Annotated in this window: 18 protein-coding genes and 1 tRNA gene; 7 read left to right on the top strand and 12 right to left on the bottom strand. The window is 58.7% G+C overall.

Features of this window, described 5'->3' with window-relative positions; genetic code table 11:
• Positions 1–53 precede the first annotated feature (53 nt).
• A tRNA-Glu gene (locus ACTQXM_RS06175) sits at positions 54–130 on the top strand.
• A gap of 383 nt (positions 131–513) precedes the next feature.
• On the opposite strand, the gene ACTQXM_RS06170 is transcribed toward ACTQXM_RS06175, so the two are convergent.
• Positions 514–2601: a glutamine synthetase III family protein gene (locus ACTQXM_RS06170; RefSeq protein WP_154517961.1), complete on the bottom strand. Its 2088-nt coding sequence runs from the start codon at positions 2599–2601 to the stop codon at positions 514–516.
• A gap of 494 nt (positions 2602–3095) precedes the next feature.
• Here ACTQXM_RS06170 and ACTQXM_RS06165 point away from each other — a divergent pair, with 494 nt between their 5' ends.
• The 6 genes from ACTQXM_RS06165 (at position 3096) to ACTQXM_RS06140 (ending at position 10460) form a co-directional block, all read left to right on the top strand.
• A complete protein-coding gene (locus tag ACTQXM_RS06165; protein WP_441537283.1) occupies positions 3096–3968 on the top strand; it encodes a methylenetetrahydrofolate reductase in 873 nt (290 codons plus the stop codon).
• Positions 3968–4756, top strand: a complete 789-nt coding sequence (locus ACTQXM_RS06160) for a hypothetical protein (protein WP_441537284.1) — start codon at positions 3968–3970, stop codon at positions 4754–4756. Before ACTQXM_RS06165 ends, ACTQXM_RS06160 begins: the two co-directional genes overlap by 1 nt.
• Before the next feature lie 9 nt (positions 4757–4765).
• Positions 4766–7324: a homocysteine S-methyltransferase family protein gene (locus ACTQXM_RS06155; RefSeq protein ID WP_441537285.1), complete on the top strand. Its 2559-nt coding sequence runs from the start codon at positions 4766–4768 to the stop codon at positions 7322–7324.
• Positions 7325–7432: 108 nt separating this feature from the next.
• Positions 7433–8797, top strand: coding sequence for a PFL family protein (locus tag ACTQXM_RS06150; protein WP_427719427.1), 1365 nt, complete (start codon positions 7433–7435; stop codon positions 8795–8797).
• 318 nt (positions 8798–9115) lie between these two features.
• The gene (locus ACTQXM_RS06145) at positions 9116–10003 is read left to right on the top strand and encodes a methyltransferase domain-containing protein (RefSeq protein WP_441537286.1); all 888 of its coding nucleotides are present in this window, start codon (positions 9116–9118) and stop codon (positions 10001–10003) included.
• 157 nt (positions 10004–10160) lie between these two features.
• Entirely contained in the window at positions 10161–10460 is a 300-nt protein-coding gene (locus ACTQXM_RS06140; RefSeq protein WP_427795027.1) for a YhbY family RNA-binding protein, read from the top strand.
• 62 nt (positions 10461–10522) lie between these two features.
• Here ACTQXM_RS06140 and ACTQXM_RS06135 read toward each other — a convergent pair whose 3' ends face one another.
• The 11 genes from ACTQXM_RS06135 to ACTQXM_RS06085 form a co-directional block, all read right to left on the bottom strand.
• The gene (locus ACTQXM_RS06135) at positions 10523–13360 is read right to left on the bottom strand and encodes an AfsR/SARP family transcriptional regulator (protein ID WP_441547624.1); all 2838 of its coding nucleotides are present in this window, start codon (positions 13358–13360) and stop codon (positions 10523–10525) included.
• A gap of 698 nt (positions 13361–14058) precedes the next feature.
• Positions 14059–14787 (bottom strand): glucosamine-6-phosphate deaminase, encoded by a 729-nt coding sequence (nagB, locus tag ACTQXM_RS06130; protein WP_427747557.1) that lies wholly within the window; start codon positions 14785–14787, stop codon positions 14059–14061.
• Between the two features lie 272 nt (positions 14788–15059).
• The gene (locus ACTQXM_RS06125) at positions 15060–15527 is read right to left on the bottom strand and encodes a PTS sugar transporter subunit IIA (protein ID WP_427719420.1); all 468 of its coding nucleotides are present in this window, start codon (positions 15525–15527) and stop codon (positions 15060–15062) included.
• A 100-nt stretch (positions 15528–15627) separates the two neighbouring features.
• Positions 15628–16965: a phosphoglucosamine mutase gene (gene glmM, locus ACTQXM_RS06120; protein WP_441032412.1), complete on the bottom strand. Its 1338-nt coding sequence runs from the start codon at positions 16963–16965 to the stop codon at positions 15628–15630.
• Positions 16966–17088: 123 nt separating this feature from the next.
• Entirely contained in the window at positions 17089–17484 is a 396-nt protein-coding gene (gene rpsI / locus ACTQXM_RS06115; RefSeq protein ID WP_022094634.1) for a 30S ribosomal protein S9, read from the bottom strand.
• A 2-nt stretch (positions 17485–17486) separates the two neighbouring features.
• Positions 17487–17930 (bottom strand): 50S ribosomal protein L13, encoded by a 444-nt coding sequence (gene rplM, locus ACTQXM_RS06110; protein WP_370450665.1) that lies wholly within the window; start codon positions 17928–17930, stop codon positions 17487–17489.
• A 157-nt stretch (positions 17931–18087) separates the two neighbouring features.
• Positions 18088–18966: a patatin-like phospholipase family protein gene (locus tag ACTQXM_RS06105; protein ID WP_441032408.1), complete on the bottom strand. Its 879-nt coding sequence runs from the start codon at positions 18964–18966 to the stop codon at positions 18088–18090.
• 501 nt (positions 18967–19467) lie between these two features.
• On the bottom strand, positions 19468–21099 hold the full coding sequence (locus ACTQXM_RS06100; RefSeq protein ID WP_441537288.1) for a recombinase family protein: 1632 nt from the start codon (positions 21097–21099) through the stop codon (positions 19468–19470).
• A 109-nt stretch (positions 21100–21208) separates the two neighbouring features.
• Entirely contained in the window at positions 21209–22198 is a 990-nt protein-coding gene (locus ACTQXM_RS06095) for a HaeIII family restriction endonuclease (protein ID WP_441537289.1), read from the bottom strand.
• A gap of 20 nt (positions 22199–22218) precedes the next feature.
• Positions 22219–23184, bottom strand: coding sequence for a DNA cytosine methyltransferase (locus ACTQXM_RS06090; RefSeq protein WP_441547623.1), 966 nt, complete (start codon positions 23182–23184; stop codon positions 22219–22221).
• Positions 23174–23422 carry a ribbon-helix-helix protein, CopG family gene (locus ACTQXM_RS06085; protein ID WP_144090235.1) on the bottom strand — a complete coding sequence of 83 codons (249 nt, stop codon included), beginning with the start codon at positions 23420–23422 and terminating at the stop codon, positions 23174–23176. Before ACTQXM_RS06085 ends, ACTQXM_RS06090 begins: the two co-directional genes overlap by 11 nt.
• Between the last annotated feature and the right edge of the window lie 3 nt (positions 23423–23425).

Raw genomic sequence — 23425 nt, 5'->3', positions numbered from 1 at the left:
GTTTGCCAACGATATGTGAACGAATAAAAAAGTCTGCTATACTCTTTCCCGCTGTCCCCATCGTCTAGCGGCCAAGGACGCCACCCTTTCAAGGTGGATATCGCGGGTTCGAATCCCGCTGGGGGCACCATTTAAAACGAGAAGCCCGTTACCCTCGCGGTGGCGGGCTTTTTTCTACCCCAACGCCGGGATTCGAACCCGACAGGGTGCGGAGCTGAGGAAACGCGAAGCGTTTTCCAGCGCAGCACGCAAGGAGCGAAGCGACGCAGCGAAGGCGGGCGGCGCCAGCCGCACGCGGACATCCCGCTGGGGGCACCATTTGAAACGAGAAGCCCGTTACCCCCGCGGTGGCGGGCTTTTTGCTACCCATGTGCCGGGATTCGAACCCGACAGGGTGCGGACCCCGGCAAATCGGCGGCAAAACGGACTCCAAAGCGTCCTTCGCAATCAAAAAGCCGGGGCCCGCGCGATGCGGACCCCGGCTTAATACCGTGACGATATGTTGGCTATGCCCTACACGTAGAACAGAATGTCGTCGTAGGTCGGAACCGGCCAGTAGTCGGCGGCCACGATCTCCTCCATGGCATCCACGGAGGCACGCAGCGTATCCATAGCGGGAACGACCTCGTGTGCATACACATTGGCCTGCTCCTGGCCATCGAGAGCCTCGGCCTTCTGATGCACGGCATCGAGCGCCTTGATGGAGTCGTTGATGGCGGTGATACCGTTGCAGAGCTTGTTGAGCGTGTTCTGCTCGCACTGCATGGCGGCCTCAGCACCGGCGGCACGAATTGTCTCAAGGCCCTTAGCGACCTTGGTGGCATAGGCAGTGATGACCGGACGATAGGTACGACGTGCCTCGCGAATCATCGTGGTAGCCTCGATGTTCATGAGCTTGTTGTACTTCTCGAGCTTGCAGTCGTAGCGGCACTGAGCCTCGGCCTTGGTCAGAACGCCCGTCTCCTCAAAGAGCGCGATAGCCTTATCGGAAACAAAGGCGGGAAGAGCGTCGGCCGTGGTCTTGTTGTTGGCAAGGCCGCGCTTCTCGGCCTCGATGGGCCACTCGTCGGAGTAACCGTCGCCGGAGAACAGGATGCGCTGGTGATCGGTCAGCACCTTCTTACAGTACTCGAGCGCGGCGTCCTGGAACTTATCCTCGGGCGTACCCTCGAGTGCATCGGCGAAGGACTTGAGTGACTTGGCCACGGCGGCATCGAGCACCAGGTTGGAGTCGGAGACGTTCTGCTCGGAGCCGCAGGCACGGAACTCGAACTTGTTGCCGGTGAAGGCGAACGGAGAGGTGCGGTTGCGGTCGGTGTTGTCCTGCATCAGCTTGGGCAGGGTATCGGCGCCCAAGTCGAGCACGCCGCGCGTGGCATGGACGGAAGCCTTGCCATCGATGATCTTCTCGACGACCTCGGTAAGCTGGTCGCCCAGGAAGATGGACATAATCGCCGGAGGAGCCTCGTTGGCGCCCAGACGATGGTCGTTGCCGGCCGAGGCAACGGAGGCACGCAGGAGCTCCTGGTAGTTATCGACGGCCTCGATCACCGCGGTGAGGAAGACGATGAACTGCAGGTTGTCGAGCGGGGTGTCGCCCGGATCGAGCAGATTCTCGGACTCGGTGCCAAGCGACCAGTTATTGTGCTTGCCCGAACCGTTGATGCCCTCGAAGGGCTTCTCGTGCAGCAGGCAGACCAAATCGTGGCGGGAGGCGATGAGCTTCATCTTCTCCATCATGACCAGATTCTGGTCGATGGCCTCGTTGACCTCGCCATAGACGGGGGCGAGCTCATGCTGGCAGGGAGCGACCTCGTTGTGTTTGGTCTTGGCGGGAATGCCAAGCGCCCACAGCTCATCGTCCAGGTCCTTCATATAGGCCGAGACGGTGGGGCGGATAGCGCCAAAGTAGTGCTCCTCGAGCTCCTGGCCCTTGCAGGGAGCAGCACCAAAGAGGGTGCGGCCGGTGATGACCAGGTCCCTGCGCTTGCGGTAAGCGTCCTTCTTGATCAGGAAGTACTCCTGCTCATCGCCCACGGAAGGAACGACCTTCTTGGGGGTCTTACCAAACAGCGCCAAAACGCGCTTGGACTCACGCGAGAGCGCGGTCATGGAGCGCAGCAACGGGGTCTTCTTGTCCAGGGCCTCGCCCGTGTAGGAGCAGAAAGCCGTGGGGATGCACAGGACATCGTCCTTGATAAAGGCGGGGCTGGTGGGATCCCAAGCGGTATAGCCGCGGGCCTCGAAGGTGGCACGCAGGCCGCCGTTGGGGAAGCTGGAGGCGTCCGGCTCGCCCTGGATGAGGTTCTTTCCCGTAAACTTGGTAATAGCGGTGCCGTCGTGGTTGGGTTCGAGGAAGCTGTCGTGCTTCTCGGAAGTAATGCCCGAAAGCGGCTGGAACCAGTGCGCGTAGTGCGTCGCGCCCTTGGAGATGGCCCAAACCTTCATGGCATGGGCAACGGCGTTGGCCACATCCAGGTCGAGCGGCTCACCGTCCTCGAGGGTTGCAGCAAGGCGTTTCCAAATGTCCTTGGGGAGGTAGTCCTTCATGACTTCCTCAGAGAACACCATGGTCCCGAAGCGGTCAGTAAGTTCGGCCATACGGAACTCCCTTCGTATCGGCACCGCGTGAGAAGCGGTGTTGATTACTAACGAACGAGTCATAGCTTAGACTCGACGTGTTTCCGCGACATTACCGTTATGTTGCCGTCGCGAAACTAATCAATGAGGTTACCGCATCGCGGCGATGTTGCCACCCTCAACAGTCAATCAACTGTATAAATTGCAGACCTCTCGCATGGTTTACGGGTAGTCTTTTTGGGACGGGGCTTTTTTAGCTGCCCTATTTAAATATGGTCTCAAGCTTTGGAGGCGCCGGATTGGGTAGCTAAAAAAGCCCCGTCCCAAAAAGACTACCCTGCGTACCTGGTTGATGGGGTAAAAAAGCTCCAAATTAGCTACGCTGTTATAGGGAATGCCGATAGCGAAGCATCTTCGATTGATATTTCCAAATAGCGAGTAAAACTCCACCGTAGCACAGCGGTGCTGTAGAATCCTTTCAACACATCACGCTAATGTATCTAAAGGAGCACGATATGCGCCTCGACGATGTTTTTAAGCAGGCAGCATCCCAGAGCACCACGCCCGTTTCGTTTGAGATGTTCCCGCCCAAGGGCGAGCTTACCCTCGACACGGCTCGCGAGGTGGCTGGCAATCTGTGCAAGCTTTCGCCGAGCTTTGTCTCGGTCACCTGCTCGGCCGGCGGCTCGGGCAACGGCTCCGCCACCGCCCCCATCGCGCATATGATTACGAGCGAATTCGATACGCCCTCGGTGGCGCACCTCACCTGCGTTGGCCGCACGCATGCCGATATCGCCGCCAAGATCGACGAATACCGCTCCGCCGGCGTAGAAAATGTGCTGGCCCTGCGTGGCGATCTTCCCGCCGGCGCGAGCGAGGATGACAAGCCCGCCTCGGACTACGCCTACGCCCGCGATCTCATCCCCGAGCTCGTCGACGCCGGCTTTTGCGTGGGCGCCGCAGCCTACCCCGAGGGCCACATTGCCTGTGAGAATCTCAACCTCTCGGTCGAATATCTCAAGCAAAAGCAGGACGCCGGCGCGAGCTTCTTTGTGACGCAGCTCTTTTTTGATAACGAGTGCTTCTACCGTTTTCGCGAGCTTGCCGACAAGGCCGGTATCTCCGTGCCCATTACCGCGGGCATCATGCCGTTTATGGGCAAGTCGCAGATCAGCCGCATGGTCTTTATGTGCGGCGCGTCGCTGCCCTCCCCCGTCATCAAGATTCTCGCCAAGTACGAGAATGACCCCGAGAGCCTGCAGGCAGCCGGTGTAGATTATGCAGCCCGCCAGCTTTGCGACCTTAAGGAGCACGGCGCCGACGGCCTGCACTTGTACACTATGAATCGTCCTGCGATCGCCGCAACTATTATGGAGCGCCTGGGGTAATGGTAAAACCGCACATCGATACAGCTTTTGGTGAAGTGCCGGCCGACCTTGCGTCGCCGGCGCTCTACCGTATCGATGACGCCCACCATCCCCGCGTCAATCGTGCCGAGATGCTGCGGTATCTGGGTTACGGCGGCCAGCAGATTGAGCCCGAGCTGTCGCATCGTATTGAGCTTGTCGTTGAACGTTTGGAACTGGACATTGAGCCCCGTGGCGTGCGCCGCGTATTTGCCGTCGATGCCATGGGCGTGGACGAGCAGGGAGAGCCCAGCATCCGTCTGGTTGGAACCAACGTTGAGCTGCGCGGTCGCGATATCTATCGACATCTCAAAGACGCCCGCTTTGCCGCGCTCATGGCATGCACCCTCGGCATGGACGCCGAGCGTCGTCTGCGCACCACGGGAGCCCAGCAGCCCCTAGAGGGAGCCGTGCTCGATGCCGCGTGCTCCGCCTATGTGGAAGCTGCCGTCGAGCAGATGGACCAGCAGGTCAAGGCTGCGGCCGCCGCACACGGACTCGCCGGTAACTGGCGCTTCAGTCCCGGCTACGGCGACTGCCCGCTTACGGCTCAGCGTTCAATCGTGGCTGCACTCAACGCCACGCGGCTCATCGGGCTTACCGTCACACCTACCAGCCTGCTCATGCCCACCAAGAGCGTGACCGCGGTGATCGGCCTGTTTGACGGCGAGGTCCACGACGCCCAGAATCGCCCCACCTGCAATATCTGCCGCATGCGCGAGCACTGCCGCTTCCGCGCCGCCCACACCACCTGCTATTCCAGCCATTAGGAGCCCCCGATGTTTACTCCGCTTATCACTCATGATCTGGACGGCGCCGCGCTGGCGGCGCCCGTTGATGCTGCCCGCCGCAAGGGCGCCACGTACAAGACGCGCACGATCGACGACCTTCGCATTAAGGACGATCGCCTGCGCGCCGCCATCGAGGGCACGGGGCACCTGCTGTTCGACGGCGGCATGGGCACCATGCTGCAGGCGGCCGGCATGAAGGCCGGCGCCCTGCCCGAGCTGCTCAACTTTGAGGAGCCCCAGGTCATTACCGATATTCAGCGTCAGTATGTCGAGGCCGGCTGCGATGTGATCACCGCCAACACCTTTGGCGCCAACGCCCACAAGCTCGACGGTGCCGCCACCGTGGCAGATGTCTTTGCCGCCGCCGTCGCCTGCGCCCGCGCGGCCGGCGCCCGCTACGTCGCCGGCGATATCGGCCCCATCGGTGCGCTGCTTCGCCCCTTGGGTACCCTCAGCTTCGACGAGGCCTATGACCTCTTTGCCGAGGAAGTGCGCGCTGGCGTCGAGGCGGGTGTGGACCTCTTTATTATCGAGACCATGACAGATCTTGCCGAGATCAAGGCGGCGGTCCTTGCCTGCCGCGAGAACTCCGAGCTGCCCGTCTTTGCCACCATGACCTTTGAGGAGGACGGCCGTACCTTCCTGGGCACGAGTCCCGAGGTTGCCGCTATCACGCTCGACGCCATCGGCGCCGACGTCCTGGGCATCAACTGCAGCCAGGGACCGGCCGAGCTCCGAGGGCTCGCCGCACGCATGCTCACCGTTACCGACAAGCCCGTTATGGTGCAGGCCAACGCGGGACTGCCCCACGTGGACGACGACGGTAACACCGTCTTTGACATCCAGGCCCCCGAATACGCCAAGGCCGTCGCCGGCATGATCGCCGACGGCGTAAGCGTCGTGGGCGGTTGCTGCGGAACCACGCCGGCGCACATGGCAGCGCTGCGCACGCTTATCGACAACCACACGCCCAGCCCGCGCCACCGCAAGACCAGCATGTCGGTCACGAGCGCCCAGACCGTGGTTGACCTTCCCTGTGACGGCCACAAGATCGCCGTCATCGGCGAGCGCATCAACCCCACCGGGAAAAAGCGCCTGCAGCAGGCCCTGCGCGACGGCGACCTGGACTACGTCGTAAGCCAGGGCATCAGCCAGCAGGAGCAAGGCGCCGACATCCTGGACGTCAACGTGGGCCTGCCCGAGATCGACGAGGTCAAGATCATCCAACAGGCCACCGAGCAGCTCCAGGGCTCCACGCTGCTGCCGTTGCAGATCGACTCCACCGACCCCGCAGCCGTCGAGGCCGCCGTGCGCCGCTACGCCGGTAAGCCCATCATCAACTCGGTCAATGGCAAGCAGCAGATCATGGATGAGGTCTTTCCGCTGGTCGCCCACTACGGCGCCAACGTCGTCGGCCTCACGCTCGACGAAGGCGGCATTCCCGATACCGCCGAGGCTCGCTTCGCCATCGCCGAGCGCATCGTGGCCGAGGCCGCCCACTACGGCATCGGACCGGACCGCATCCTCATCGACTGCCTGGTCATGACCGCCTCGACCAATCAACGCCAAGCCGAACAGATTCTGCGCGCCATGTCCCTGTGTAAGGAGCGTCTGGGCGTCAAATGCGCGCTCGGCGTGTCGAACATCAGCTTTGGTCTGCCCGCCCGCCCGCTGCTGGGCTCGGTCTTTTTGGCTGCCGCTTTTGGCGCGGGCCTGGACGCCCCCATCATGAACCCGGGCTCCAAGCGCTTTATGGATACCGTCTACAGCTATCGCGTCTTGAGCGTTGAGGACGAGGGCTCGACCGGATACATCGAGCGCTACGCCGGCTGGACCGATCCGTACAAGATCGCCGCGAACCCGGCGGCGGCTCAGACAGTATCGGCCGACACTGTGCCCGCCGCTGGCACCGACGGCACCGACGGCAACGACGACCCGATTCGTCGCATGGTCGTCTCGGGCCGCAAAGGCGAGATTGCGGCCGAGACCGAGCGTCTGCTGGCAGACCACGACGCCATGGACCTCATCAACAACCACTTTATCCCCGCCCTCGACGAGGTTGGTGTCCTCTTTGACCAGGGAAAGTTCTTCTTGCCGCAGCTCATGGCCTCGGCCGAGGCCGCGCGCGTGGGTTTTGACACCATCAAGCGCCTGATGCCCGCCGGCGAGATTGCCGACAAGGGCAAAATCTGCGTGGCCACCGTCAAAGGCGACATCCACGACATCGGTAAGAACATCGTCAAGATGCTGCTCGATAACTACGGCTATACCGTCTTTGACCTAGGCCGCGACGTCGACCCGCAGGAGGTGCTCAAGACCGTACGGGAGCGCGACATCAAGCTCGTCGGCCTCTCGGCGCTTATGACCACCACGGTCGTCGCTATGGAGGAGACCATCAAACTGCTTCATGCCGAGGTGCCGGACGTCAAGATCATCGTAGGCGGCGCCGTACTCACCCCCGAATACGCCAAGCAGATCGGCGCGGACTACTACGCCAAGGACGCCGCCGAAAGCGCTCGTATCGCCGAAGAGGTCTTTGGGCAGTAACACAACGGAAACAACCGAGCACCAAAACGTGCCGCATGCGCCACTTGGCACGTGCGGCACGTTAGAATAGACAAGACTATGCTCGTTTTGGCAGATAGGAGTGCAAGGATGGCGATCACGCCCGCAGAAATCGCGGAAACCCGCGGAATGGTTGAGGAGCAGAACCTCGACATCAGGACCATCACCATGGGTGTTTCGCTCATGGGTTGCGGCGACGAGAACCTCGACCGCATGTGCACGAAGATCTACGACCACGTGACGCACACGGCTGAGCATCTGGTCGAGACCGCCGAGAACCTCGAGCGCGAGTACGGTATCCCCATTGTCAACAAGCGCGTTTCCGTCACCCCGGTGGCGCAGATCGCCGCGTGCTGCAAGGATGAGGACCTCACCCCCATCGCGCATGCCCTCGACCGCGCGGCCGAGACGCTCGGCATCGATTACCTGGGCGGCTTCTCCGCACTCGTCCAGAAGGGCATCGGCGACGCCGACCGCCGCGTCATCCAGTCCATCCCCCAGGCGCTCGCTACCACCAGCCGCGTCTGCTCCAGCGTCAACGTCGCCAGCCTGCGCGCCGGCATCAACATGGACGCCGTGCTCATGGCGGCTCAGACCATCATCGATGCCGCCAAGCTTACGGCAGATGAGGATTCCGTCGGTGCTTCCAAGTTTGTCTGCTTTGCCAACATGGTCGAGGACTCCCCGTTTATGGCGGGCGCCGTTCACGGCGGTGGCGAGGCCGACGCCGTCATCAACGTAGGCGTCTCGGGCCCCGGCGTTATGGCCGCAGCCCTGGAGAAGCTGCCCGATTCCGCATCGATGATGGAAGTCGCCGAAAAGATTAAGCAGACCGCCTTTAAGATCACCCGTGCCGGCGAGCTCATGAGTCGCGAGGCCGCCCGTCGCCTAGGTGTCGAGAAAGGCATTGTCGACCTGTCGCTGGCGCCTACGCCTGCCGTCGGCGACTCCGTCGCGCGCATCCTCGAGATCATCGGCGTGGGCACCTGCGGTGGCCCCGGCACGACCTGCGCGCTCGCCATGCTCAACGATGCCGTCAAGAAAGGCGGCGTCATGGCCAGCTCCAGCGTGGGCGGTCTCTCGGGCGCCTTTATCCCCGTGTCCGAGGACGCCGGCATGATCGCCGCCGTCGAGGCCGGCGCGCTTTCGCTCGAGAAGCTCGAGGCCATGACCTGCGTGTGCTCCGTTGGCCTGGACATGATCGCCATTCCCGGCGACACCCCGGTCGAGACTATCGCCGGCATTATCGCCGACGAGATGGCCATCGGCGTCATCAACAATAAGACCACGGCCGTGCGCGTGATCCCCGCCATCGGCAAGGGCGTGGGCGACTGCGTCGAGTATGGCGGTCTGTTTGGCCGTGCGCCCATCATGCCGGTGAACCCCAACGCCGGCACCGTGCTTGCCCACCGCGGTGGACGCTTCCCGGCGCCGCTGAACTCGCTCAAGAACTAGCTGAGGGGGACTGGCGAGGAGCCCCGGTGAGGGCAAATATATAAGGTCGCCTGCTCGGACAGTCCTGACTCGCACGGAGAGCACATTAAGTGCTCTCCGGCTCGTGCGGAACTCGCGATCGACCTTATCTATTTGCCCTCACCGGGGCTCCCGCACAACGGGACCTCAGTTGGGTTCTATCCCGGTTGCAGTTGCTTCGCTCCTGCACCACTTGGCTGGTGCGGCGGTTTGGCGTTGGAACGGTTCTTTTTCTGATATATGCTGGTTGCGGCTCTTCTTTTGGGAGGGGCCGCTTTTTTGTTGTAAGGGGGATGGCCCGTGGCTGATGGTGTAATTCAATCTGAGCTTCTTTCTGCGGATTGGAATGGCGAATGGATGCGTCTACAGGCTGCTCGGCGGCGGGCTGATGATTCTTTTGAGTGGGACAAACGTGCTCGGCATTTTCGTCCACTGGAGACTGCCCCCTACGCCCGAGATTTTATAAAGCTGCTGGCGCTTGAGCCCGGCGAGTCGGTGCTCGATATGGGGTGTGGGGCTGGGTCGATTGCTGTTCCGCTTGCTCAGGCTGGACATCCCGTGATTGCCGCTGATTTTTCCCCTGCTATGTTGGGCACGCTTGATGCTGGCATTGAGTACTATGGGCTCGAGGATCGCATTACACCGCTTGAGCTTGCTTGGGATGATGACTGGGATTTGGTTGGACCGGTCGCGAAAGTGGTAGATGTTGCCTTTGCGAGTCGCTCGGTTACTACGAACGACCTAAAAGGCGCGCTTGCCAAGCTCGACCGTACGGCTCGGCGGCGTTGTGCTGTCACGATGGTCGCCAACTCCAGCCCGCGCTATGACCTGCACGTGATGAATGCCATCGGCGCCTCGGTTACCCGCAGCAATGGTTTTGTGTACGCCTTTAACATCCTTATTCAGATGGGTGCACTACCGCAGGTCACGTATTTTAAATCGCCCCGTCGTGACACCTTCGATAGCCTCGAGGCCGCCGTGGCAGACCTCTCCCGTATGCTCGAGCATGGCAACGAGGATAAGATCGATCGTCTGCGCGACTATATCGCCCAACATATGATCGACAACCCCCATGCCGGCGAGCCGGGATCCAAGGGCGTGCCGCAGGGACGTTACATGCTCGACCACATCCGCAAGGTCCGATGGGCGTTCATTGCCTGGGAGCCGGTCTCTGCGCCCCGACCGTAGCCCATCTAAAGTATGCATCGTCTACCCGCCCGGCATCCGCATTCTTTGCGAACTGGCAAACGCGCTCCACACCGCGCCGTTCCTGCGCTATCGTGGGACAGCTCACGTAGATTAAGGCCCCATCGCGGGGCGCCCCATACATAGAAAGCGAGATCCCATGGCACTGACAGGAGCCCAGGTCAAGCAGCTTCGCAGCATGGCCCATCACCTCAACCCCGCCATCATCATCGGTAAGTCCGATGTCAACGAGGGTACCGTCGAGCAGACGGCCGCCTACCTGGAAAAGCACGAGCTCGTTAAGTGCTCCGTGCTGGACGGCTCCAGCCTTTCTGCCCGCGAGGCCGCCGAGGAACTCGCCGAGCGCTGCCACGCCGACGTCGTTCAGGTTATCGGCCGCAAGTTCTCGCTGTATCGAGAGTCCTCGCGCAAGGATATTGAGAAGATCAAGCTCGTCTAAGGGCCGATCGGTTCACACAGAGCAAGCCTGCGGGCGTCCGAATGATACGGGCGCCCGTTTTTTTATCGCTCAATGAACGGTCGGTTGACCCTGCTTTCGACCAGACGCTCGTAGAGACGCTTGGTCTCGGGCTCGGGAACGCCTGCGACCTGTTCCTTAAGATGATGGATATGCCCGCTATAGAGCTCGACGATATCGCGGCGTCTCCCCGCCGCTCCGTACACGCGCATGGCGCATCGCACCATGTCCTCGCGTGCGGTCTCCTGACGTAGCCCCGCTTCTACCAGCCAGATTGCCGACTGCAGGTCGTTTTCTTCCAAGGCAGCGCTTGCTCCCACAATCATGCAGTCGATAAACTTCGACTGCATGATGCGGCGCATGCGCAAAAAGTACGTCGGATTGCAACCGTTGGGGATATACAGCGGTCCGGTATAGAGCTGTTCGATTTTAAGACACAGCTCGACCAGGTGAGGCCCACGCACTCTTGTGCGATTACCCAAAATCTCGCGGCTTATCTGCTCAAATAGCTTCACATCGGTCTTAACGTAATCCCTGTTGAGGCCAAGGCAGTCGTTTTGGATCAGGACGCACGACTTGCCATCTGGCGTGGGTCCCAAAGCGGATCGTAAGCGTGACACAGTCGAATACAAGTTGTTACGGGCGCTACTGTACTCGGCATGTGGCCACAGTTCCATAGCCAAGGTCTCGCGATCGACAAACGAATCGATACCCAACGCAAGCCGCTCGGCAAGCGTTGCCGCTTTCTTACGACGCCACATCTTGTCTGTGATGGGAAATCCGTCGCGCTCGGCACGAAACGCGCCAAACATGCGAATCTCGATATGATCGATAGCGTCGACGGGTTCGACCTCGCCGACCTGGAACAGCCGCTCGCTCTCTCCCTCCAAATCGTCGCGCAGCGAATATCGCGATAGCTCACGCACCGGGAGCTTCTTTCGAATCTTGGCAGCAGGCTCGCCCAGGCAATGCATCGCAAGGCGTGCAAACAGCCGATACGCTGGCTCCAGAATCCCAGAACGATTCATAGACATCCAGGCGGCAAGATCGCTGTCACGGCCCGCAGACGCCAAATGCAGCGCTACGACCCAAGCCTCCGCGCCGCCGACTTGTGTCCGACTTAGGTCGAGCAGCTCTGCCTCTTCTCGTACCGACACCATCGACGTATTGCGAAGGCTTGATGCACGCTCCAACAGCAACGCGTTGTCGCGCATGTATGCGATCGACTCGTCAGCAAGCTTGAGTACCTGGACCGCGCGGAACTTCGCGTTGACCGGGCGCCCCCCGGCGAGCGCCTGCCAGCCTTCGAGTAGCAGGCCAAACAGCTGGATTTGATTGTCACGCACGCGCACGGCAAAGCGATCGAGCTCATTAAACGCCGTATCGTCAGTCATTGGCAGGCCTGCAAGCAGACGCCGTGCCGCCAGCACCATACGCACCCAGACAGCCGGTGCCTTAAGCCCACGAGCATCGAGTGCCTCCCGTGTTCGAGACATCTCGTCGTCACGCTCATCGATTCCCATAAAGGACCCATCGAAGAGCTCCACCAACATCCGATCTGCCCGTATGAGAATCTCTGCAATATCGAGTTCGCAATCATATACCTTGTTCGCCTTGAGTCCCGAAAGTACTGCGCCGTCTTTCGCCTGTTCGGTCAGCCGGCTCTTAACCTCGATATGCGCCGACAGCATATCGAGCGCAGCACAAGATGCCTCATTTTTTGGAAGAGCAGGATTGGCTGGAAGCCCAAGCTCGCAATCTCCATAACAGACGACCGTAAGCACCTGGGCGACTTTCCAAGAAACCAAATCAATCTCGCGGACCGACTGTGCGCTCGCATGTTCGACAATCGAGGCCATATACCGGGCCAGTTTAGTATTCGAAACGCTTACCGCCGCCAAATAGACACCAAGTGCCTCGGTGGGCGTCGGCTCCAACGCGGGCTTGTCGGCATCCGTCGTCCTCAGTACCGTGCGACAGACATCCCCTCCATGCCCAGTCAGAGCCAAATCGACACCATACTGTCCAGCAAGCTCAAGGACGGCGTCGCGATCCAAAAAGGCATCTGCCAAATCCATCGCAGCATCGCATCGGCCCGCCTTGAGCAGAATGCGTGCCGCGCGCATAACGAGCTCTGGACGAATTTCCGCAACCATTTTTCGTAATCTCAGGCGTGCGTTATCCTCGGTGCCCATGCACGTAAAGCTTCGGTCGACCGGATCGACACCAAAAATCGGATAATCACGAACAAGATAGGACTGATCGATCATGGAGAGCCTGACACCGCATGCCTCAAGTTCCGCAATCTTGCCCTCGCCCATCAGGGCCATCACGCACGCCACGTTAAATAGGGCGCCGTTATCGATTGATGCCATATCGGCAAGTGCCGCACCGTACACGTTGACAATCTCGTTTTCGAGCAAGCTGGCAACGTCGCCCTCTCCGTACAGCCCCGTCTGCATAGCCGAAACCAACTCGGGAACACCCTGTGTGAGCTGGTAAAAATCGAGCGACGTGCTAATCGAGAACGCCGATGCCCAAGCCGAATACTCATAGGCATGCACCTTGAGCATCTGCGCATTGATCTTGACCGAGTCACCCAGCCCGCGAATCAACTGGCGATTTGAGGGGCGGCAGGTGACAAAGACCCCGATCCCCATAGTGCGCAGGCCTCGAATTCGATCGATAAGCTCCTCGGTATCTTGCTGATCGAGGTTGGGGACGTTATCAATCGCAATCAACGATCGCGGTTTGTCCTCAAGTTCATCTGTGACCACTTCGAGCTGCATAAATACCTCGCGGGCAATCGCGCGGTCAGCCTCGATGATTCGTACCAGACCGCGTGTCGGGTCGCTTTTGACTTCCTGAGTGTACTGAAGCAATATCGATGTTTTCCCAAACCCATCTGGTGCATAGAGCAACACAATGCCCGCCTTGCGGCCCTTGACAATCAACTCGCTCATCAAGCGATCACGTCGGACCATATAACCTGTGCCCAATGGCGCCAATTCGAGATCGTCCGTATCGTTCAGCCCGTTCATCATGCTCGCTCCTTACCTCGGCCACATGGACACCGTAATCGCAAGACAGCCCAAGCCATCCCGTAAATCGAACGACGCAGAGTTTTAGGTTGTCTTTCGGTTCGCATTTGGCAAGTTTTTGTTCAGCGAGCGCCGATTGAAACTTTTCCCCCAACCAACCGGTCTTTGCGCAGGTCAATGCGCTTGCCAGCATGTCCCACTCATTTGGCAGTGTAACGCAATGGGGCTTGTAATATTTTGTTGCGCAACTCGCCTACGCGCTGCTACCGTTTGCGACTCATTAGTAGCATATTTGAATAGAATATGCTAGAGAATGCATCACACTATACGAGGCACCACCGTCAAGCTTTTGGCAAGCTAATGTTATGCACACCATAAAGCCCGCGCTCATTCTGATTCCGCTGGCAGATATTGCGGACGGACGCAGCATAGGGGCCCATGAGTCTATAAGCTAGCCGCCATCCCGCATATGCATAATAAAAAAGGCCCCCGCAGAACGGGAGCCTGTAACAAAGTAATAACAAATCGCTCGGATTGTACTACTCGCAGAGCGAAAGGGCAGCCTCGTCGGCAACGACGACGCAGTTGGTGTGCAGCTGCAGGATCGAAGCCGGGCACTCGGGCGTAACCGGGCCATAGCACATATCGTGCACAGCCTGAGCCTTGGCCTCGCCGTTGGCGACGACCAGGATCATGCGGGCATACATGATGGTCTGGGTACCCATGGTGTAAGCCTGGCGGGGGACGTCGTCGATGCTATCGAACAGGCGGCTGTTGGCCTGAATGGTGCTCTCGGTGAGGTCGACGCAGTGCGTACCCTTGGAGAAGTGGTCATCGGGCTCGTTGAAGCCAATATGACCGTTATTACCAATGCCGAGCAGCTGCAGATCCGGGTAACCGGCGGCAGCGACGATCTTGTCGTACTCGGAGCAGGCAGCGGCGGCATCGGGGTTGGAGCCATCGGGCACGTGCGTGTTATTCAGATCGACGTTGATGTGATCGAAGAAGTTCTCGCGCATGAAGTAGTGATAGCTCTGGGGATCATCGTGCGAAAGGCCGCGATACTCGTCCAGGTTATAGGTGCTGACCTCGGAGAAGTCAATATCGCCCTTCTTGTACCAATCGGCGAGCTGCTTGTAGGCGCCAATCGGAGTGGAGCCGGTGGCAAGACCGAGCACGCAATCGGGCTTAAGGATAACCTGCGCCGAGATGATATTGGCGGCCTTGCGGCTCATATCCTCGTAGTCTTTAGCTTTAATGATCTTCATTACGCATCCTTTCTCGTAGAAGAGAGGCAAGGCTCCCCTTACAAGCACTTGCCCGCGGCCTGCGTCGGCCGCAACCAACGTGTGCGGCCACCAGGGCGAGGTCGCGTAATGTATGTATCTCGTGTCTAGCCGCGTCGAGGCCCCTGCCCGTCCACGGTGACCCGAAGCCTTTTAGCCTCGGACATTTTTCATCTTGCCACGAAGGGCGCCCTCTTTCAAGGGCGCCCTTCGTAAACGTGTTTGAATTGTAGGCCAAAGGGCAAGCGAACGAGTTAGCGCTCGCGAGCGACGATGAGCTGATCCATCTCCTCGACATGCTCGCCGACGGAGCCCTTGATGCTCGAGAACTCAACAGAGTTGCACACCAAAATGGGAACCGTCACATCGTAGCCCTCGGCCTCGATTGCCTCGCGCTCAAACTCGATAAGCACATCGCCCTTATGGACGATATCGCCCACCTGTGCATGCACGGTAAAGTGTTTGCCCTCGAGCTGAACGGTATCGAGTCCAACGTGGATTAAAACATCCAAGCCATCGACCGTGTTGAGCGCAACGGCGTGTCCCGTTGGAAAAATCGCCTCGATCTTGGCATCCGCAGGTGCAATCACGCGCGTGCCCGTAGGCCGAATGGCAACGCCTTGGCCCAAAAGGCCAGTGGCAAACGTCTGGTCGTTAACCTCGGAAAGCGGAATGACATCGCCCGAGATGGGAGCATCCAGCGTAAGGACCCGACCACGCATACCAAAAGACCTTAGGACTTTAGTGAACATGCTCCCCCTTGGACATACCAATAATCAAAACCAGTTTACTAGTTTACCACTTGGCATTGGTTTTTGACCATTAGGGGAGTTCGCGCTTGACAACCTCGACGATGTCGTCAACGACGCGCTGAGTCAGCTCGTGCGTCTCGGCCTCGGCCATCACGCGAACCAGCGGCTCGGTACCGCTCGGGCGCACCAGAATGCGGCCGCGACCGTTAAGCTCCTTCTCGGCGGCAGCGACAGCGTCCCAAATGGGCTGGCAATCGTCCAGACCGGCCTTGTTGTCGGAATGCACGTTGACGAGCACCTGCGGGTACTTCTTCATGATGCCGGCAAGGTCGGTGAGGGTGCGGCCAGTGCGCTTGAGCACGGCCAGCAGCTGCAGCGCCGTCACCAGGCCATCGCCGGTGGTGTTGTGCTCCAGGAAGATGATGTGGCCGGACTGCTCTCCGCCGATAACGGCGCCGTCCGCGAGCATGCGCTCCAGCACGTAGCGGTCGCCCACGGCGGTCTGCACCATCTCAAAGCCCTGTTCCTTCATAGCGATGGAAAAGCCCAAGTTGCACATAACGGTCGAGACGATCTCGGAGTTGGCGAGCTTACCGCGAGCGGCGAGGTCAGAGCCGCAGATGGCCAGGATGTAATCACCATCGATCTCGTTGCCCTCGCTGTCCACGAACAGCACGCGATCGGCGTCACCGTCGTGGGCCAGGCCGATGTCGGCGTGGGTGCGCAGCACGAGCTCGCGCAGGGGCTCAAGATGAGTGGAGCCGCACTCGACATTGATGTCGGTGCCACAGTAGTCGGTATTGATGGCGTGGACCGTGGCGCCCAGACGCTGAAGCGCGGCAGGCGTGGTCTGGCAGGAAGCACCGTGACCGCAGTCAACGGCAACGACCAGGCCGTCGAGCTTAAGGCCGTCGAGGGTGCTGATAGCGTGGTCGACGTATGCTTTGCGAGCGTCCTTCATCTTGATGATGTGGCCCACACCAGCGCCGGTCGGCAGCGTGTCGGCAGCCATGGCCTCCTCGGACATGACCCAGGCGCTGATCTCTTCTTCAACGGCATCGGGAAGCTTCATGCCCTTGCTGCTAAAGAACTTGATGCCGTTAAACTCCGGCGGATTGTGCGAAGCGGAGATGACGATGCCGCCGTCGAGGTCGTTTTGGACGGTGAGCAGCGCCACGGCCGGCGTAGGAATAACGCCGCAGCAGTGCGGGCGACCGCCCTCGGCCATAATGCCAGCGGTCAGAGCGCTCTCGAGCATGGTGCCCGAAAGACGCGTGTCGCGGCCAACGCAAATGTCCGGACCGAGGAACTTGGTCGCCGCACGGCCAAGGCGAAACGCGAGGTCGCACGAGAGGTCGGCGTTGGCGACGCCACGGACGCCGTCGGTGCCAAAGATGTTCTGGGGCATAGGATCGCTCCTTCCCAAGTGGGCAAAACGCACTCGCCCACCCTAGTCGAAAAAGAAAAGCGGGACCCGCCGAGCAATCGGCAGGCCCCGCTTGTACATTGTATCTCGTAAGGAGATAAAACCTTAGCGCTTGGAGAACTGGGGAGCGCGGCGGGCCTTCTTGAGGCCGTACTTCTTGCGCTCGACCACGCGAGCATCGCGCGTAAGGAAACCGGCCTTCTTGAGGTCAGCACGGTAGTCGCCAGCGTTCAGAAGAGCGCGAGCGATGCCCAGGCGCAGAGCGCCGGACTGACCGGAGATGCCGCCGCCATCGCACAGAGCGATAACGTCGAACTGACCGGCGGTATCGGTCACCTTGAAGGGAGCAAGGGCGTTCTCAACGAGCTGATGACGGCCGAAATACTGCTCGGCGTCACGCTTGTTGATGGTCACCTTGCCGGTGCCGGGGACGAGACGGACGCGGGCGACGGCGTTCTTACGACGGCCGGTACCCTGGTAGACAACGGTGTTCTCAGCCATCTTTAAGCCTCCAGCTCAATCTTCGTGGGGTTCTGGGCAGCATGCGGATGCTCGGCACCAGCGTAGACCTTAAGCTTGGTCATCTGGGCACGGCCGAGGGTGGTCTTGGGCAGCATGCCGCGAACGGCGCGCTCGATGACCTTCTCCGGGTGCTTCTCCATAGCCTGGTGGAAGCTCTCAGCCTTGAGACCGCCGTTGTAGCCGCTGTGGCGATAATAGGTCTTCGTGTCGGCCTTGTTACCGGTAAGCTGGACCTTATCGGCGTTGATGACGACAACGAAGTCGCCGCAGTCGCTGTTGGGCGTGAACTGGGGCTTGTTCTTACCGCGCAGAATCATTGCGATCTGGGTGGCAAGACGGCCCAGGACAGCACCATCGGCGTCGACGAGAACCCAGTTGCGCTGGACCTCGCCCTGCTTGGCGTAGTGAGTCGATTTCGAAATCACTTAGACTCCTCCATGTACAGTACGTGTTGTTACAGAGATTCACGGGGCTCTGCAAGTAACCCGTCCATATTACCCCGCTCGTCGCCCGAGTCAACAGGTATTTTGGCTCTGACCAGACTTTCTGCACATGTCGTCCATCGGTAATGATGTCGCGACGCTAGCGCTCGACAAATGCCTCGATATCACTCAGCAGATGCTTTGCCTCCTGGCGACCCTGAATATACAGGTCGAGAAGCTTTGCCGGATCGTGCTCGACGTGACCGACCTCGACAGGCTTTTGCGGGGCAACGACCAGCGCGCGGCCCTCGCGCTCATACTTCCACAGATGCATGCGCTGGATGTTATAGCGGTCGTGGCGCGTCTCGATAGCCTCGAGCAGATAGGGGTAGTCGGCATAGCGGGCGCGTGCGGCAGGCATAAACTCGTAGGGCTTTTTCTCGTACGAGCGGTCCTGCGTGACAATGACAACCGCGCGATCGAAGCCCGCCTCCTCCAGCACGTGTTCGATGGGGGCCGAATCGGCTACGCCGCCGTCGACGTATTTGTGCCCGTCGATCTCGACCGGCGGCGTCACCAGCGGCAGCGACGTCGAGGCGCGCACGGCATCGAGGTCGAGCACGGCGCTTTTGACCGGCAGGTATGCAGCGGTTCCAAAGAGCATGTCCGTCGCGACGGCGTACATCTCGATGGGGCTCGCGTCGAATGCCTCGTTGTCAAAGGGATCCAAGCGGTCCTGGACATCGTTGAAGATGAAGTCGTAACCCACGATGGAACCCGTGGAGGCAAACGATGCGGCGCCCATGAAGCGGTTGTCGTTGCAGAAAGCCAGGTTGATGCGGTTGGCACGGCCGATCTGGTGCGACTTGTAGTTCACGCCGTTGAGGGCGCCGGCCGATACACCGTAGACAGCCGGAATCTCGACGCCAGCCTCCATGAGGACGTCGAGCACGCCCGCGGTAAACTGCCCGCGAAAACTGCCGCCCTCCAAGACGAGCGCGACCTTGCCGGCGTTCTTTGCCTTATCTTCTGCCGTCATGTTGACCTCCTACTGTTTCGTTTTGGCCTTCTTCTACCCAGTTTTGAGATGGAGAGCGCATGGGTTTTGGAGTTGAGGAGGACGGGGCGACTGGCGGAAAGCACGTCCCGTTCTGGGGGGCGATTCCGAGATGGACTTTCCGCCAACAACCTATCCGGAAAATGCATCCCATTCTGAGCGTAGATTCTGGGATGCAACTTCCGCTTGAGGCGTCAACGTGAGTAGTCAATTTGGGACGGGGCTATTTTAGCTGCCCTTTGACTGTCGACGAATTATTGGGGACCGGAACTAATATCGACTGGCTTATAGGGGTAGCTAAAATAGCCCCGTCCCAAATTGACTACTCCACCTTGTAGAGGCTTTGCGCGGAGAATCCGCGTATTTGCTTCGCAAATCCGCACCGGCTTCGGCCGCCTGCCGGCGTCCTCGCCCGCGGGCTAAAAACGCTTACGCGTTTTCTTTACGCCCGCGCCCTGCATAGAGTTCGATTCTCCGCGGTATCTATATGTAATAAAAAAGCAGGTAGAAACACTTCTCTACCTGCCTGTAACTATTGGTGGAGCCGAGGGGGAAGCAGTCGAACTCGGCGGCTTCCCCTTTAACAAAAGGGGATTCGTCGGTCCAATACTCATCCAGCGAGAACCAGTCCCGCCACGTGATTTCCTGCTTGTCGTCCTCGGAGAACCACATGCTCACGACGAGCTTGTCATCGTAAAGATAGACTTTATCCACGAAATACTCGAAGACCTGGTCTCGAATCTCCGGGTCGTTCACGTCGGCATGCAGGAACTTGTCGAAGTGCGCCTGGATGCTGTGCCTGTCCTCGCACAGCGACACGCGGACGTTTTCCGTCCCTATGGCATCGTTCAGGGCGCTCTTCTGCTCTTCGAGCTGCGTGAGGCGTTGTGTCACCGTATCGCTGACCACGCCCCTCTCGATGACCTTCACGAGGTTCGCAAGGCTTTTTTCCACTTCCCTGCGCTTCGCCTCCAGCGCTTCGAGATACGCGGTGTCGTCGTGGCTCTTCTCGTAATACTCCGCCGCATCCAGAGCGAGCGCCGTCACGTTCTCCTCGTCGTCGACGATGTTGTGCAGGGCGAACAGCACCATGTCCTCCAAGTCCCGCTTGCGGGCCTTGTGCAGGTGGCACTCCTTCCTGCGCTGGGCGGAGCAATAGTAGTAGTAATACGTCCGTCCCGTCGCGCTCGTACCTGACACGCCCTGCATGGTGCTCCCGCACTCACCGCAATAGAGCTTGCCCGTGAGCCAATAGCGCGGAGCGTCGCTGCCGTCCATGCCGTGCGCCCGCTGGGAACCCTTGCGCTTGTTCTCGGCGAACCGCCTTTGCGCCCTATCGAAGGTCGCCTCGTCGACAAGGACGGGCATTCCGCCGGCGACCGTGATGTCGCCGTGGTGGTACTCGCCGATGTAGGCGCGGTTCTTGAGCATCTTGTTCAGCATGTTCACGCTGAACTTCGCGTTCCTCGGCGTGCGCAGGCCCTGCGCGTTCATCTCCTCGGCGATGGTCTTCAGCGGCTTGCCCGACGCGTACTCCTTAAACGCCCACTGCACGAACGGCGCCGTGTTCGGGTCAGGGATGTACTTCTTCGTGGACCTGTCCACGTCGTAGCCGAACAGCTTGTGGCCGTTGTACAGGGCGTGCTGCGCGTTGTAGTCCATGCCGCGCTGGATGTTCTGCGACAGCTGGCGGCTGTAATACTCCGCCATGGCCTCCATCAGCCCCTCGATGAGGACGCCTTCGGGTCCCTCCGTCGGGATGTGCTCGGCCAACAGGTGAATCTCGCATCCCGCGTCGCGGATTTTCTTTTTCGCCATCGCCAGAACGTATTTGTCGCGTCCCAGACGGTCGGTCTTCCACATGATGAGGGTATGAGGACGGATTTTTGCGACTTCCGACAGCATCTGCTGGAACCCCGGTCGTGCGTCCGTGGTGCCGGATATTGCCGCGTCCTCGTACTCCTGCACGATTTTGAAGCCGTGCGCATCCGCCCATTCGTGGGCAAGCTCGCGCTGCTGGTCGATGCTCGCGTCGTTTTGCGAGTGGGACGAGAAGCGATAGTACGCTATCGCAAGGTTGTTGTCGTTCGGCGCGAATTTCTTCTTACGTGCCATAGGTTTACCACCCCCTGTAATTTCTGCTTATAGGCTTTCACGTCTATTCTTCCTCTGATAGATGGCTCGCCGCTCTCACGGAACGGCGAGCATCTCAATGTTTATCTCGCTAATCCCAAGGTTCAACCTGCGCAAATAACGTAGATGGGAAAGAAATCAACTGGACATCAAACTTCAAAGACGGTTCAATCCTTGAACTTGCGTTATGCAGTCTCATTGAGATTTCCCATCCGTTATCGCATACGACATGAATTGTATTTTGCGACCTCACACCATTAGTTTCCTTGAAACCAATGTGATAGAACCTTGTCGGCACCTTCAAAATAGGCACTGTGGTAATTGATTTATGACCCTCAGACGCCTCATTCAACGTGCCCATCACGTTGATAGCTTCAACACGAGTTGTTCTACGCGCATCATCAGTTATGACTTTGTAAAAGTCATAACGTCCTATCAAATATCGAATGAGCCTTTCAGGCACATCGTCATAAGTCTCACTCAATCGCCTTAATTCATCCATAAACGACTGTAAAATCGGTTCATAGTAGTCACCAGCTTTATCTGGCAAATCCGACCATAAAGCAGGCGTCCCCAATTCTTTACTATCGTCACGCAACTGCCTAAGTTGTGTGAATTTCGGAACCACTTCCGAGAAATATGTTCGCGAACACGGATGGTCAAACCATTCAGCACCAAAATCAATCATATCTGAAAGACGACTGTGCTTAACCGCATGGTGGTTATGCTTGCAGGAAAGTCCAATCTCCCAACGATGACCCCTACGAATGCATAAAACATCTCGAACATCTCCAGCAATACCTGCGGCATCTGCCTGAACGGACAACACAAGCGGCGTGTCATTATCCGCATATTCCAAACGAGGCTCCAAACGGGTAATAACCCTGGCAGCTGCATTCGCCGCATCCATAAAATCATTCTGTTTCTCACCTGCGGTTTCGAAACAATTTTTAGCAGTGCGCATCTGCGCAGTATCTTCCACAATTACATCCTGCGTATCTTTGTATTTGTCATAAAGTGCAATAACGCAGGCGTATTCAAATGCTTTGCCCAGCTTTGTCTGGCTACCTGATTTAGCCACGCACATTCCTCCCTTCTCGATTAAATCTTTTCCAACGTCTCTCGTACACGCACAGCAACCGCTTCCGCCAAGTTACATGGCACCGCATTACCAATCTGCTTGTATACACTGGTCAAATCACCGCAGAACTTCATATCAGCAGGAAACGTCTGAATCGCAGCTGCTTCCTGCCAGCTCAAACGACGAGTCTCACCGTCTCCGAATTGCCAAACATCTTTATCAATCTTGACCATATCCGGCGAACCCGGCCACAGCGTCACCTGCTTGGCCATAGCAGGAATGGTGTAACTCACTTCATCCCAGCCGCGTTTGCGATTCCGAGACATATAACGACTGCTATACGGAGCCATGCAGACGTCCCCATCGCCCGGAGCAGGAACATTCTTCAACGCCTCCCGAAGCGTAACAAGGTTATCGCTCGATTCAGGATATACGAACTCGTCAATGCCCAAATCCTTACGAAGACCGACGATAATCACTCGCTCTCTGTCTTCGGGCACGCCGTAATACTTTGCGTTCAACAACTTATACCGTACGTCATAACCGCAGTCTGAGAACGCCTCAACAATCGCCTCGATAATCTGTCCGCCGCCCATCGTGAGCAGACCTTTCACGTTTTCTCCGACAAAAGCCAATGGACGCTTCGCCTTAACAATGCGCACATAATGCTTGTACAGAGAATTGCGACTATCGTCCAACTTACGCGGACCAGACAAGGAAAACCCTTGGCACGGGAACCCACCGAGAATAATATCGGTATCGGGAATATCGTTCTCAGAAATCTGTCCAATATCGCCGCATACTACAGTTGCGTCGCTCCAACGACGGAACGTATCGCATGCATCCTTGTTAAAATCATTCGCCCAAACCGTCTTGAAACCGGCACGCTCGAATCCAATATCCAATCCGCCTGCTCCGCAGAAAAGACTCGCCTGTGTCATTTGTTTCATTTTGCCATCTCCTTTTCTTATTTTGTTACCACTCATGATTCGCGATGTACTCGTCGGCAGCCAGACGGAAAAACGCGGACAGGCTCAGCCCGTGAGCCTTCGCAATCGCCGTCAGGCGCTCCTTATCGCTTTTCGTCATGGAGACCAACGACGTGGCACGCTCCTCTGATGCATCGGCGGAAACGCTCGCCTTGGCCTCCTTCTTATCGTGTTCCTTCGCGGCGTCTGCTTCGAACTTGTCAAGCAATGCCGCCATATCTTGTTTCTTCGCCATATC

This window comes from Collinsella sp. LCP19S3_D3, assembly GCF_052121455.1.
Classification (GTDB): Bacteria; Actinomycetota; Coriobacteriia; order Coriobacteriales; family Coriobacteriaceae; genus Collinsella.
Note: the sequence above shows the minus strand (reverse complement) of the source record. Positions and strands in the feature narration are given on the sequence as shown.